The organism is Microbacterium sp. W4I4, assembly GCF_030816235.1.
Lineage (GTDB): Bacteria > Actinomycetota > Actinomycetes > Actinomycetales > Microbacteriaceae > Microbacterium.
Genome location: NZ_JAUSXT010000001.1, coordinates 2,914,623 through 2,927,830, shown reverse-complemented (window position 1 = coordinate 2,927,830; position 13,208 = coordinate 2,914,623). Strand labels below are relative to the sequence as shown.

Here is a 13,208-nt window from a genome sequence, read left to right as displayed (position 1 = left end):
CGGGAACCGCGCGGGTGCGGCAATGCGGACCGGCGCCGATCGCACGGGCGGCGAGGCGCGTCGAGACCCTTCGGTCAGAGCCCGAGCCGCTCCAGGTACTCGTTGACGAACCGGCGCTCGGGGTCGTACTGCGCGCGCAATGCCGCGAAGTCATCCCAGCGCGGGTACCGGGCGCGCACCTCGGCACCGTCGAGCGTGAAGACCTTGCCCCAGTGCGGGCGGGCGGATGCCGGCAGCGCCGCCTCCAGATCGGGCAGCAGCGCGCGCACCGCCTGCTCGTCGGGCTTCCACGTGAAGTGCAGCGCAACGGCATCCTGCCCGCCCGCCATGCTCAGCCACAGGTCGTCCGCGCGCATGGTGCGGATCTCGTTGACCAGCAGCACCGGCGCGATGCGATCGGCCAGCGAGCGGACGGCCTCGATCGCGGCGACGGCGTCGGAGCGCGGCACGAGGTACTCGCTCTGGATCTCCGCGCCGGCCGACGGCGTGAACTCCAGCCGGAAGTGCGGCAGGCGCTGGAACCATTCGCCGGGTACGCCGCCCTGCTCGGTGCAGGCTTCGGGGGCCACGCCGAGGATCGGATGCCGCTTGCCGTCGGCGGGCACGGCACCCAGTGCGGTGGCCAGGGCGGCGCGCTCGGCGGCGCGATCCTCGGGCTGGCGCTGCTTGATCCAGAGCTGGTCGGCGGCATCCGTGCGCTGCCAGGTGGAGAAGATGCTGACGCTGGTTCCGGCGCCGGTGACCGCGTCGAGGTCGGCGAGGATCGCGTCCCAGCCGGGGTGCTCGTAGACGTGCTGCGCGACGGCATAGCTGGGCTCGACGTCGAGAGTCACGTCGAGCACGATGCCGAGCGCGCCGAGCCCGACGACGGCGCCGGCGAAGTCGGCATCCCCTCGACTCAGCTGCCGGATCTCCCCGGATGCGGTGAGCAGGGTGAGACCGCGCACGGCGGATGAGAGGGTGCCGATCGCGTCGCCGGACCCGTGCGTCCCGGTCGAGACGGCGCCGGCGACGGAGATGTGCGGCAGCGAGGCCAGGTTCGCCAGTGCGAGGCCCTGCGCCTCGAGGACCGGGGCGATGTCGCCGTATCGCAGCGCGCTGCTGACGCGGACGGCGTCCCGCTGCTCACTGACCTCGATGACGATCGGCATCCGATCCAGCACGATGTGCGTGCCCGCGGTGTCGGCGATGTCGTTGAAGCAGTGCCTCGTGCCGAGCGTGCGAACCGATCCGCCTGCGGCGAGCACCGCGCGCACCTCATCGACGGATCGCGGATGCACCACCGTCGATGCCCGGTATGCGAGGTTGCCTGCCCAGTTGCGCTCGATGCCCATTCGGCCATGATGCCACCTTCGCATTACATCGATGTATGGATGACGTCCGGCTATGCTGGCCCGCATGACAGCGACACCTCCTCGCCGCGCGACGATGAAGGATGTCGCAGCTCTCGCCGGAGTGTCGCCCAAGACCGTCTCGAACGTGGTCACCGGCACCTTCTGGGTCAGCGACGAGACCCGCGCCAGGGTCGAGCAGGCGATGCAGAAGCTCGACTTCGTGCCGAACCTCAGTGCGCGCGGCATGCGCACCGGACGCTCGGGAACCATCGCAGTCGCCCTGCCGGATCTGGCCACCGCGTACTCGGCGGAGCTTGTGCACAGCATCGTGGCGGCGGCGCATCAGCGCGGTCTCGCGGTGCAGATCGAGGAGACGGCGCTGGCCCCCGAGCGGGAGAGCGAGCTGCTCTCCCGCGCCCGCACGCGGCTGGTCGACGGGCTCATCCTGAACCCGGTCCGCCTCGAGGACAGCATCGTCCGCTTCGCCGATCAGCTTCCTCCGCTGGTGGTCATCGGCGAGGTGGAGCAGCACCGCGCCGATCACGTGCGCATCGACAGCCGCCGCGCCGCGGCCGATGTCACCCGACACCTGCTCTCGCGCGGAGCGCGCCGGATCGCGATGGTCGGCGGCGATGACGACCAGGACCTCGCGACGGCGACCAGCCGCCTGCGTCTGGAGGGTGTGCACGACGCGCTGCGCGAAGCCGGCATCGCGCGGGATCCCGCGCTGGAGGTGAACCGACTGCCCTGGTCGGTCGTCTCGGGCGCGGATGCCGTGCGCGAGCTGCTGGATCGACGCGTCGACTTCGATGCCGTGATCGCGTTCACCGATTCCCTCGCCTTCGGCTCGCTGCACGCGCTCTCGGCCGCCGGCATCCGCGTGCCAGAGGACGTGCTGCTGACCGGATTCGACGATGTCGAGCTCTCGGCGTTCTCCGCACCGTCGCTGACCACCATCGCGTTCGATCGGGATGCTCTCGCGGATGCCGCCCTGTCGCTGCTGATCTCCCGCATGGACGATCGGGCCATGCCGCCGCGGAGCATCGTGCTCCCGCACTCGCTGCAGGAGCGCGTCAGCACGTCGGGCGCGCCCGCCGGCCACCGCCCCTGACGACAGGCGTGCGTTTCGCCTCTTGCAATCCCATTACCACGATGTAATGATGGATCCGTTCACGACGATGTGATGAAGGAGTGATTGATGACACCCCCGCTCGATCTGTCTCGACGGCAGTTCCTCGCCGCCGCCTCCGCGGCCGCAGGAGCGGCGCTGCTCGCAGGCTGCGCCCCCGGCTCCGGCCCCGGCTCGCCCACCCAGACCCTGCAGTTCTGGCACCTGCTCTCCGGCGGGGACGGCGTGACCATGTCCTCACTGCTGGACACGGTGAACAAGGCGCAGGACGCGTACCGCATCCGCCCGACGGTGCTCGCCTGGGGAACCCCGTACTACACCAAGCTCGCGATGGCGGGTGCCGGCGGACGGGCCCCCGACGTCGCGATCATGCACGCCACGCGCGTGCCCGGCTGGGCGCCGGGCGGGCTGCTCGACAGCTGGGACCTCGACCGGCTCGCCGAGCTCGGCGTGGACGAGTCGACCTTCCCCGAGCCCATCTGGAAGAAGGGCATCGTCGGCGGGCAGCGCTTCAGCATCGCGCTGGACGCGCATCCGTTCGTGCTCATGTTCAACACCGACATCTGCGATGCAGCGGGCCAGCTCGACTCCGACGGACGACTCCTTCCGGCCTCCTCTCCGGAGGAGTTCCTCGACCAGCTGCGCGCGGTGGGCGGGGCATCCGACGGCCATGCGCTGTCGTACGGGTACCTCGGCGACGGGGCGCAGATGTGGCGCCTGTTCTACGGGCTGTACGCCCAGCACGGACTCGCGATCGAACTGCCGGTCGGCGGGAAGATGGGCATCGACAAGGATGCCGCCGTCGAGTCGCTGACGTTCATGCAGTCGCTGCTGGACGGCGAGATCGCCGCCGCGCAGAACGACTACGGCAGCGCGGTGGCCGAGTTCGCCACCGGCAAGAGCGGGATGCTGATGACGGGCGTCTGGGAACTGCGCACGATGCAGAACGCCGGCATCCCCTTCGACGCGACCATGATCCCCACGATCTACGGCACCCCGGCCGTCTACGCGGACTCGCACTCCTTCGTGCTCCCGCACCAGGCGAACGCCGATGAGCGCCGACGCGACCTGACCTACCAGTTCGTCGCCGACATGCTCAAGGGCTCGTTCGGCTGGGCAGAAGCGGGGCACATCCCCGCGTACCTGCCCGTCACCTCCTCCCCCGCGTACGCAGATCTGATTCCCCAGGCGCACTACGCCGAGGCCGCTGACCACGTCGTCTACGACCCTGAGGCCTGGTTCACCGGGTCGGGGTCGAACTTCCAGGGCGAGTTCGGCGCAGCAGTGCAGGGCGTGCTGCTCAGCGGCGATGACCCGGCAGCGGCCGTCGACCGCTTCGAGCGGCGCGTGAACTCCCTGCTCGCCCAACCCAACCCCGCCGACCCCGAAGGGACGTGGAAGCCATGACGACCACAGCCAGCACCCGCGCGGTCGCGACCGGCCGCAAGAGCAGCACACCGTTCCGCACGGCCGGGTTCCAGCGCCGCGAGCAGCTCGTCAGCTGGGCGTTCCTCGCCCCGTTCCTGCTCGCGTTCGCCCTCTTCCTCGCCTGGCCCATCGTGCACGGCATCTACCTGAGCTTCACCGACCAGTCCCTCACAGGCGCGGGCGGCGGGTTCGTCGGATTCGCCAACTATGCCGAGGCCCTCGGCGACCCGATCATGTGGCAGTCCATGTGGAACACGGTGTGGTTCACGCTGCTGTCCACTGTGCCCCTGGTGGCGGTCGCCCTGCTCATGGCGGCTCTCGTCGATCGGGGCCTGCCCGGCCAGTGGCTGTGGCGGCTGTCGTTCTTCATGCCGTACCTGCTCGCCTCCACCGTGATCTCGCAGATCTGGGTGTGGATCTTCAACCCGCAGATCGGCGCGGCCAACAACATCCTCAAGGCGCTCGGTCTGGAACCGCTCGCCTGGCTGCAGAATCCCGACACGAACATGCTGTCGATCGTGATCGCGACCATCTGGTGGACGGTGGGCTTCAACTTCCTGCTGTACCTCGCCGCGATGCAGAACATCCCGTCCCAGCAGTACGAGGCCGCGTCGCTCGACGGCGCGAACGCGTGGCGCCAGTTCTGGTCGATCACCCTGCCGCAGCTCGGACCGGCCACCGTCCTGATCCTGATCCTGCAGATCCTCGCCTCGCTGAAGCTGTTCGACCAGGCGTACCAGATGCTCGGCGGAGTCGCGAGCGACACCACCCGCTCGATCGTGCAGTACATCTACGAAGCCGGCTTCGTGAACTACCGGTTCGGATACTCGGCCGCGATCTCGTACGTCTTCTTCGCCCTCATCATCATCGTCGGGGTCGCGCAGGCGCTCGTGACCCGCCGCAAGAAGGAGCTGTGATGTCCACCACCGCAACACTCTCGCCGACCCAGGCCGTCACCGTTCCCCGCGCACGACGCGCGCACCGACTGCGCCTGCCGGGCCAGAAGCCGTTCGCGCCGCTGCGCGTGACCGCCTTCGTCATCCTCGCGCTGCTCGCGATCGGCTGGCTGCTCCCGTTCCTGTGGGCGGTCGCGACCGCCTTCAAGACCGAGACGGATGCCGCGTCCGGCGACCCCTCCTGGATCGGCGCCACCGGCATCACCGGCGACGCGTTCACGGCGATCCTCTCGCAGGGCAACGTCTACGTGTGGGCGTGGAACAGCCTGCTCACCTCGATCGCGATCACCGTGATCACGGTCGCCATCTCGGCGGGCGCGGCCTACGCGTTCTCGCGTCTGGACTTCCGCGGGCGGCGCTGGCTGTTCTTCGTGATCATCGCGTCGATCGTGGTGCCGCCGCAGGTGCTGATCATCCCGCTGTTCTACGAGATGCTCGCGTTCAACATGATCGACACCCACTGGGGCCTGATCCTGCCGCAGGTGGTGGCTCCGGCGATGGTGTTCATCCTGAAGAAGTTCTTCGACGCGGTCCCGATCGAGCTGGAGGACGCCGCCCGCGTAGACGGCGCCAGCCGGTTCCGCATCTTCTGGTCGATCGTGCTTCCGCTGTCGCGGCCGATCCTGGCATCCGTCGCGATCTTCGTGTTCATCGGCGCGTGGAACAACTTCCTCTGGCCGTTCCTCGTCATCAACGACACCACCCTGATGACGCTGCCGGTGGGACTGCAGACCGTGATCAGCGCCTATGGCGTGCAGTACGCGCAGGTCATGGCGCAGGCCGTGCTGGCGGCGCTGCCGCTGATCATCGTGTTCATCATCTTCCAGAAGCAGATCGTCAAGGGAGTCGCGACCAGCGGCTTCGGCGGCCAGTAGGCCGGGCGACTGGCCTTCCCCGATAGGAAGCGGCCGGCTCGACCGCGAGCCGGCCCTTCGACCCCCGAGACCCACCACAAGGAGAGCAATGTCTCAGGCCCGCCATCACCATCGACCGCGACTTCACCATCGCCGACGTACCCCGACGCCTGTTCGGGTCGTTCGTCGAGCACATGGGACGCTGCGTCTACACCGGCATCTTCGAGCCCGGGCATCCCCAGGCTGACGAGCGCGGCTTCCGCAAGGACGTGCTGGCGCTGGTGCGGGAGATGGGCCCGACCGTCGTCCGGTATCCGGGCGGCAACTTCGTGTCCGGCTACCGCTGGGAGGACGGCGTGGGCCCGGCGGCCGACCGCCCGGTGCGCATCGATGGCGCCTGGCACACCGTGGAGACCAACGCCTTCGGACTGCACGAGTTCGTGGACTGGGCGCGCGATGCGGAGGTCGAGGTCATGGAGGCCATCAACCTCGGCACCCGCGGCGTCGAGGAGGCGCGCGCGCTGGTCGAGTACGCCAACCACCCGGGCGGCACGTACTGGTCCGACCTGCGGCGCACCAACGGCGCCGCCGACCCGTTCGACATCAAGCTCTGGTGCCTGGGCAACGAGCTGGACGGCCCGTGGCAGATCGGTCACAAGACCGCACACGAGTACGGCCGTCTGGCGCAGGAGACGGCGAAGGCCATGAAGCTGGTCGACGACTCGATCGAGTTGGTGGCGGTGGGTTCTTCGAACCGCGGGATGCCGACGTTCGGCTCATGGGAGCACACGGTGCTCACGCACGCCTACGACGAGGTGGACTACATCTCGATGCACGCCTACTACCAGGAGCACGACGGCGACGCTGAGTCGTTCCTCGCCGAGGCGGTGGAGATGGATGCCTTCATCGACGGCGTCGTCTCGACGATCGACGCGGTCAAGGCCGCGGGCAAGCACACCAAGCAGGTCGACATCTCGTTCGACGAGTGGAACGTCTGGTACCAGTCCGGCCTCGACACTGAGGACCAGCCGCACCAGGTCTCCAAGTCGTGGCGCACGCACCCGCGGCTGATCGAGGACACCTACTCAGTGACGGATGCCGTGGTCGTGGGCACATTCCTGAACAGCCTGCTGCGCCACGGCGACCGGGTGAAGATCGCCAACCAGGCGCAGCTGGTGAACGTGATCGCGCCGATCCGTTCGGAAGAGGGCGGTGCCGCGTGGCGTCAGACGAGCTTCTGGCCGTTCGAGCGCATGGCGCGCCTCGCACGCGGACGGATCCTCCGCACCGCGGTGTCGGCCTCGCAGATCGGCACGAAGCGCTACGGCGATGTGGATGCCGTGGATGCGGCGGCCACCTGGGACGAGGAAACCGGACGGGTCGTGGTGTTCGTCGCCAACCGCTCGCTGGTCGACGCTTCGGATCTGACGGTGGATCTGCACGGCTTCGGCGACCTGCGGGTGCTGAAGGCCGAGACCCTGACGATCCCCGAGGGCGGCGACCGCCACACGGCGAATCTCGAAGCGACGCCGGATGCCGTGCACATGGTGCCGCTGGCCGCAGCCGAGGTCGTCGACGGCGCCGTCCGCGCGACCCTCCCCGCGCTGTCCTGGTCGGTGATCGAGCTGGGCTGACCTCCCGCCCCGCCCCGCCCCCGCCGGTCGCGAGAAACCACTCCCCGCATGAGAAACCATGCGAGGAGTGGTTTCTCATGCGGTATGCGGTTTCTCACCCGGTGACGCAATTCTCGCGGGCCGGCGTCCGTGGCGATCCGCCCATCCGGAACTAGTTGCGATTCCGACCGGGTACGCCCGCGCGGAACGCCGGGAAAGCGTCATCCTCCCGGTAGATTCGCCTTGTGAGCATCACGACAGGAGGCGCTCCGGAGCGCCGAGGGGCAGCGCCGGGGCCGATGCGCGGGGGCGGAGCCAACCTCGCGGATGTCGCGCGCCTCGCCGGTGTCTCGCGCGCGACGGCATCCCGAGCCCTCTCCGGACGCTCGGCGGGAAAGACGGCCGCCCATGCGCGGGTCGTGGCCGCCGCCGAAGAGCTGGGCTACGTCGTGAACGGCCTGGCCCGGTCGATGATGGGCGTCGGCCGACGCAGCATCGCCTTCATCTCGAGCATCATGGTCGGCCCGACGTTCGCCACGATGGCAGGTGGCGCCGAGGACATCGCCACGGCGAACGGCCACCTCTTCACCATGTGCACCACCGGTGGTGACATCGAACGCGAGTCCGCGCTGATCGAGGCGCTCAGCGAACAGCGCGTCATGGCTGTTCTGCTGGTGGGATCGACGCCGGCGACGAAGGAGTTCGAGCAGCGAGCTGCCCGGTATGCCGACACGCTCGCCAGAGTCGGGGCGCAACTGATCCTGTGCGGCCGAGCCGCGCTGCCGGATCTTCCTCAGATCGCGTCGATCGATTACGACCACCGGGGCGGCGTGCGCGGGGCTATCGCACACCTCGCCGATCTCGGCCACCGCCGAATCGCCTTCGTCGGATCGTTGGACGAGATGACCACGTCGCACCAGAGATTCCTCGGTTATCACGACGGGCTCGCCGATGCCGGAATCGACCTCGACGAGGCCCTCGCCGTGCGCAGCGGGAACACCTCTGAGGAAGCGGCCTCCGCGGCCCTCGCGCTGATCGGGTCTCGTCCCGATGTCACGGCGATCACGTGCCAGACCGACATCATGGCGGTCGGAGTCTGCCGTGCTCTGCGCGAGGCCGGGATCTCGATCCCGGGTCAGGTCTCGGTCGTCGGATTCGACGATATGCAGCTCGTCGCGGACCTCACCCCGTCGCTCACGACCGTGCGCGCTCCGTTCCATGAGGTCGGCGAGATCGCCGGTCGGATCGCGGTCGGCGAACCCTATGACGGGCCGGTGGTGCTGCCCACCGAGGTGATCGTGCGGGCTTCCTCGGGCCCCGCCCCCGTGTGAACCCGCCCCGCCTCATCACGCACCCATTCGTCTATCGACTGCGCGAATCTCCGCGGATTGTTCAGGTGCAGGAAGTGACCGTGTCCGAGCCACAGATCCATCCGTGAGCCTGGCGGATGCGGCAGCCCCCGATCCAGCTCCACACCCTCCATCGAGGACAGCACGGTCAGCACCGGTCGGATGCGTCGCGCGGCGATTCGCGCGGATGCCGGCATCACTCCGATCGCGTCGGCGTCGAGATACTCCGACCTCAGGTATGAGACGATCACGGGAATCGGCGTGGCGAGCAGGTCCGCGTGCAGCACCGCCCGGTCCGCCGCCTGCAGACCGGCGCCCGCTGCTGCGAAGAACTCCCTGAGCGCGACGTGCCCCGCCGACGCGATCCGCTCCGCCCATCGTGTCATCGCCGCACGGTCATCGGATGCCCCGTACGCCGGGTCCACGACGATCTCGGACAGCACCGCAGCGGGTTGGGCCGCATGCGCACGCAGCGTCACCTGAGCACCCATCGAGTGTCCGACGAGCACGGCCGGTTCACCGATGCCGCACAGCATCGCGGCGAGCTCTTCGGCGGCGGCTCGGATCGTCGGCGGCCGCGCGGAAGCGGAACCCGGGGAACCCGGCAGCCGCACGGCGTGCACGCGGTATCCGCCCACGGCCTCCAGTTCGGCGGTGATCGGCCGCCAGGACTCGGCCGACCCCGCCCACCCGTGCACCAGGACGATATGCGTCTTCGCCATCAGTAGGTGCCCAGGTCCTCCCACGGCCCGTTCTTCGCACCCGGCTCCTGGTTGCGCGTCCACCACTTCGCCCGGTACGTGCGCCCGTCGTGCGCGACAGTGTCGCCGTCGTCGTACACCCAGGACCGCGTCCACTCGCGCACCCCTTCACCGGCGGCGTGAACGGCGGCACCCTCCTCCATCCAGGCGCCGGTCGCCGTGCTCCCCGGCTCCTCGTTCCTCGTCCACCACTGCGCGACGTGGATCGCTCCCGTGTGGAACACCCGATCGCCGGTGTCGTAGACGGTGGCCGCATCCCAGGCCGGCACGGTGGCGACGCTGCCGAACAGGTTGAGCTCGGCCACGTTCAGGATCTGGCCGTTGACGATGCGCACATATCGGAAGGCCGTGTCATCGTCCACCTGCCACTGCTGCCATTCGAGCGTCTTCTCCGGCGCCCGAGCCGTCAGCCGGGTCCACGTCCGCATGTCGTCAGAGCCCTCCAGCCGCATGTCGGCGATGCGCGAGATGCCGTAGCCGTCCTGCCGCACGAGCAGCTCCGCACCGGTCAGCGAGACCTTCGTCGCCGCGCCGAAGTCCCAGACGTTCCCGTAGACCCCGGAGTTGAGCCGGGTGTCGGAGTGCGTGGCCGCATCGCCGTCCAGCATCCGCGCCGTGTACTGCGTCCAGGCGGCATCCACGACCCCGTCCGGGCGCAGCACCGTGGCCTCACGGAACGTCTCATCGACACGGCCGGCATCGCTCGACACGAACAACCTGCTGCCGTCGGTCGTGGCGAAGATGGGATCCGCGGTCGCTCCGGCGGGGGTGGTGAACGAGACGGAGATGCCGACGGGCGTCCCCTTCGCGACCGTCTCGGCCACGGTCGTCGTCGCCGACCATTCCCCCGCGGAGGGCGAGGTCACCGTGGCCGGTGCTCCGAGCACAGACACCTTCACATCCGTGTTCCCGGAGGGACCCGCCAGATGCACCTCGAGACGATCGCCCGCCACCACGCGCCCCGCGATCGCATCCGGCGAGGACAGCGACACCGTGTCCATCGATCCGACGGCTTCGCTGCGCGATCCGGAGATGCGGATGTCGGCGATGCTCCAGATCCCGGGGAAGGCCGGGTCAGCCGGCACACCCGGTGCATCGACCTGGAACTTCAGAAAGCGGAACTTCGCGTCCCGCTGGTCCGCGAGCACGTCGATCCATTCGATCTCCGCGTCCTGACCGGCATTCGGATGCTCGGTCAGCAGCGTCCAGTGCGCGCCGTCGTCCGAGCCGTAGACGTTCGTCCCCTCGGCCCGGTTGGCGAAGGTGTCCCTGGCCTGGATGCCGATGCGCTGCGCACTGATCCGGAAGGACGCGCCGAAGTCGAACACGATGCTGGGCACGCGCTGGTCGCCCCAATGGGTCTGGTTGTCACCGTCGGTGAGGGCACCGAGCTGCGCCGCGGTGAGCGGCGGGGCCGTCACCAGGTCGCGGTAGTCGAGCGTGCCGTCGGACAGCTGCGGATCGAGCTGCACGAGCCCGGACACCGCAATGCGCAGGTTCTCGAGCAGCGCCGCGAACTGCGCGGAGTCCGCACCGTCGATGCCCTGGGTCGCCGCCGCACGCGCGTCGGACAGTCGCGCCCAGCTCGCCGACGTGTAATCGCTCTGTTCGCCGATGCGTCCGTCGAATGCGCTGATGGCCGCAGTGCGCGATGCGGCGATCTCGATACGGATCGGCAATGCGGTGACGGTCATCCCATCGGAAGCCGATACGACCAGGTCCGCGCTGCCGGGCTCCTCCGGCTCCCAGCGGATCTCGCCCCCGGAGAGCGCGGCACCGGACGGAGCATTCTGCAGCGCCAGTGAGATCTGGTCGTCACCGGCATCGGTCACGGTGATGCCTCGCGTCCAGCGCTCACCGGCGACGGCGACGACGTCGAGCGCCGGCGCATCTGCGAAGACCGGCGGCGTGAGGACGCCGTTCGCCTGCGCCAGCACTCCGGAGACATCGACCCGGGCCTCGGATCCCGTGGCCTTCAGGAACACGATGTTGTCGCCGATCGCGCCCGGAGTCTTCTCGAGGGCGAGATCCAGCCAGACGTAGCGCCAGGCGCCACCGGTGTCCGGCACGACGATCTCGGCGAAGGGCTGCTCGATCGAGGTGCGCGACACCTGCAGGCGCGCGACCCCGTCGCTGCGGACCTTGACGCCCATCAGCGACGTCTTGCCGCGATCACCCCAGATGGCACGACGAACGGCCAGCTGAGCGTCGTCCACCTGGGCATCGAGACGGATGAAGGCAGTGCCGTCGTCGTCCTGCGCTCGCTGCGCGCCGTCACCGAGCGGCTGGCCGAAAGCGCGCACCGAGAGCTCGGCGCTGTCTGCGAGCGGCGCGGCCGCGCCGTCGACATCCGCGAGATCCGAAGGGAATGCGACCCAGTACTCGGCGCCGGTGTAGTCCGATCCGCGGTCGTTCCAGAAGTTCTGCACTCCGGTCCCGTAGTAGTACAGCGGTCCGTCCCGCTGCTCGTACAGTTCGGCGACGTGCGGCGCGACCTCGTCGACATCGACGCCGGCAGCGTAGCGGTACTGCAGGTACGCCTCGCTGAGCGGGTCCTGCAGCCTGCCGCGGTAGGCCTGCGAGAGCGTGCCGCCCTCGTTCGCGGCGATGTAAGGCACCTCTTCGCCCATCATGAAGGCGTAGAAGGTGTCGGCACCCTTCAGGATGCGATCGTCGAGGAAGGCGTAGGGCGAGACGGCATCCGATGCCGCAGACACGGTGCCGGCGACCGGATCGACCTTCGTGCCCTGGCTGTCGACGATCCGGGCGAGCGCGACGAGGATGTCCACATCACCCTGGCCGTGCGCCTGGTCGCGAAGCATCTCCATGTGCTGGATGAAGGAATGCCCGGTCGTGTTCGCCGGATCATCGGCGGGAATCTCACGGAACAGCGAGGCGAGCGCACCGTTGACGTTCCCACCGTAGAGGTCGTGCTCGCTGGTGTAGCCCGCGTTGACCGTGAACCATTCGACGCGTTCGGCGTACAGGTCGGCGTCGTCGAGGAAGATGGCGGCCGAGACCATGCCGATCACGCCGTAGAGGTGCTGGTTCCACAGCCTGTTGTTCGAGTAGAGGAAGGTCGAGAGCACGGGACGGACGAGGTTGTCCTCGATGCGCTGCTGGTCGTTCGTCGTCCAGTTCAGATCGTAGCCATCGAGGTCGGCGCCGACCGGCTCCGTGCCGCGGATGAGCTCCGCGGCGATGAGCATGTAGTAGAGCGGAACGCCGGTGTGGATGTGCGCGTCGCCGAAGTAGGCGTACTTCGCCGGGTCCAGGCTGCTCCAGGTCCGCAGCACGTGCAGAGCGTTCGCCCGGTACTGCTCGTCGCCCGTGACCACGTACTCGAGTGCCTGTGTCATCGCACCGATGCTGTCGCGCAAGGCACTGGACCGCATCCCCGCGCTTGCATAGGCGTCGTTCTTCGGTGTGTCGGTTCCCGGTTCTGCGTTCTCCGCCCGGAAGTCGCGCGCCGCGTACTTCGTCTCGGTCATCGCCTCGTAATAGCTCGCCCAGGGGTCCACCCCGGCGAGCACCTGCGTGCGCATGTTCTCGAGGTTGTCGGCGCTGAACCCGATCCCCGGATGCGAGAATCCTGCGTCGCTGACGGTCCGGGCGATCGCCGGCGGGGACTGCTCGACCGCTGCGGCCGGCGGCGCGACCGCAGGCTGCGCGGCGACCAGGGCCCCGCTCAGGACGATCGCGCCGGTGACGAGTGCGGCGATCCTCTGCCGGATGCTGTGTCGTTCGTGGATCTTCATCGATCTCTCCTCCGTGGCCGCGTCAT

9 protein-coding genes are annotated in these 13,208 nt (G+C 68.8%); 6 read left to right on the top strand and 3 right to left on the bottom strand.

What is annotated here, in order from left to right; translation table 11 throughout:
* Positions 1-74: 74 nt before the first annotated feature.
* Positions 75-1,334, bottom strand: coding sequence for a D-arabinono-1,4-lactone oxidase (locus QF046_RS13845; protein ID WP_307370826.1), 1,260 nt, complete (start codon positions 1,332-1,334; stop codon positions 75-77).
* Between the two features lie 64 nt (positions 1,335-1,398).
* On the opposite strand from QF046_RS13845, the gene QF046_RS13840 reads away from it, so the two are divergent.
* From QF046_RS13840 to QF046_RS13815, 6 genes are all read left to right on the top strand, one after another.
* Positions 1,399-2,445 carry a LacI family DNA-binding transcriptional regulator gene (locus tag QF046_RS13840; RefSeq protein ID WP_307370823.1) on the top strand — a complete coding sequence of 349 codons (1,047 nt, stop codon included), beginning with the start codon at positions 1,399-1,401 and terminating at the stop codon, positions 2,443-2,445.
* Positions 2,446-2,532: 87 nt separating this feature from the next.
* On the top strand, positions 2,533-3,870 hold the full coding sequence (locus QF046_RS13835; protein WP_307370821.1) for an extracellular solute-binding protein: 1,338 nt from the start codon (positions 2,533-2,535) through the stop codon (positions 3,868-3,870).
* On the top strand, positions 3,867-4,808 hold the full coding sequence (locus tag QF046_RS13830) for a carbohydrate ABC transporter permease (protein ID WP_307370819.1): 942 nt from the start codon (positions 3,867-3,869) through the stop codon (positions 4,806-4,808). The genes QF046_RS13835 and QF046_RS13830 overlap by 4 nt, the downstream gene beginning before the upstream one ends.
* A complete protein-coding gene (locus QF046_RS13825) occupies positions 4,808-5,722 on the top strand; it encodes a carbohydrate ABC transporter permease (RefSeq protein ID WP_307370816.1) in 915 nt (304 codons plus the stop codon). The genes QF046_RS13830 and QF046_RS13825 overlap by 1 nt, the downstream gene beginning before the upstream one ends.
* 173 nt (positions 5,723-5,895) lie before the next feature.
* Positions 5,896-7,335, top strand: a complete 1,440-nt coding sequence (locus tag QF046_RS13820) for an alpha-N-arabinofuranosidase (RefSeq protein WP_307370814.1) — start codon at positions 5,896-5,898, stop codon at positions 7,333-7,335.
* A 224-nt stretch (positions 7,336-7,559) separates the two neighbouring features.
* A complete protein-coding gene (locus tag QF046_RS13815; protein WP_307370811.1) occupies positions 7,560-8,645 on the top strand; it encodes a LacI family DNA-binding transcriptional regulator in 1,086 nt (361 codons plus the stop codon).
* On the opposite strand, the gene QF046_RS13810 is transcribed toward QF046_RS13815, so the two are convergent.
* Both QF046_RS13810 and QF046_RS13805 read right to left on the bottom strand, forming a co-directional pair.
* A complete protein-coding gene (locus tag QF046_RS13810) occupies positions 8,576-9,385 on the bottom strand; it encodes an alpha/beta fold hydrolase (protein ID WP_307370808.1) in 810 nt (269 codons plus the stop codon). The genes QF046_RS13815 and QF046_RS13810 overlap by 70 nt on opposite strands.
* Positions 9,385-13,182, bottom strand: a complete 3,798-nt coding sequence (locus QF046_RS13805; protein WP_307370806.1) for a carbohydrate-binding protein — start codon at positions 13,180-13,182, stop codon at positions 9,385-9,387. The genes QF046_RS13810 and QF046_RS13805 overlap by 1 nt, the downstream gene beginning before the upstream one ends.
* Between the last annotated feature and the right edge of the window lie 26 nt (positions 13,183-13,208).

Excerpts from the sequence above, each read along its gene's own strand:
- QF046_RS13845 (WP_307370826.1), bottom strand. The coding sequence starts at position 1,334 with ATGGGCATCGAGCGCAACTGGGCAGGCAACCTCGCATACCGGGCATCG.
- QF046_RS13840 (WP_307370823.1), top strand. The coding sequence starts at position 1,399 with ATGACAGCGACACCTCCTCGCCGCGCGACGATGAAGGATGTCGCAGCT.
- QF046_RS13835 (WP_307370821.1), top strand. The coding sequence starts at position 2,533 with ATGACACCCCCGCTCGATCTGTCTCGACGGCAGTTCCTCGCCGCCGCC.
- QF046_RS13830 (WP_307370819.1), top strand. The coding sequence starts at position 3,867 with ATGACGACCACAGCCAGCACCCGCGCGGTCGCGACCGGCCGCAAGAGC.
- QF046_RS13825 (WP_307370816.1), top strand. The coding sequence starts at position 4,808 with ATGTCCACCACCGCAACACTCTCGCCGACCCAGGCCGTCACCGTTCCC.
- QF046_RS13820 (WP_307370814.1), top strand. The coding sequence starts at position 5,896 with ATGGGACGCTGCGTCTACACCGGCATCTTCGAGCCCGGGCATCCCCAG.
- QF046_RS13810 (WP_307370808.1), bottom strand. The coding sequence starts at position 9,385 with ATGGCGAAGACGCATATCGTCCTGGTGCACGGGTGGGCGGGGTCGGCC.
- QF046_RS13805 (WP_307370806.1), bottom strand. The coding sequence starts at position 13,182 with ATGAAGATCCACGAACGACACAGCATCCGGCAGAGGATCGCCGCACTC.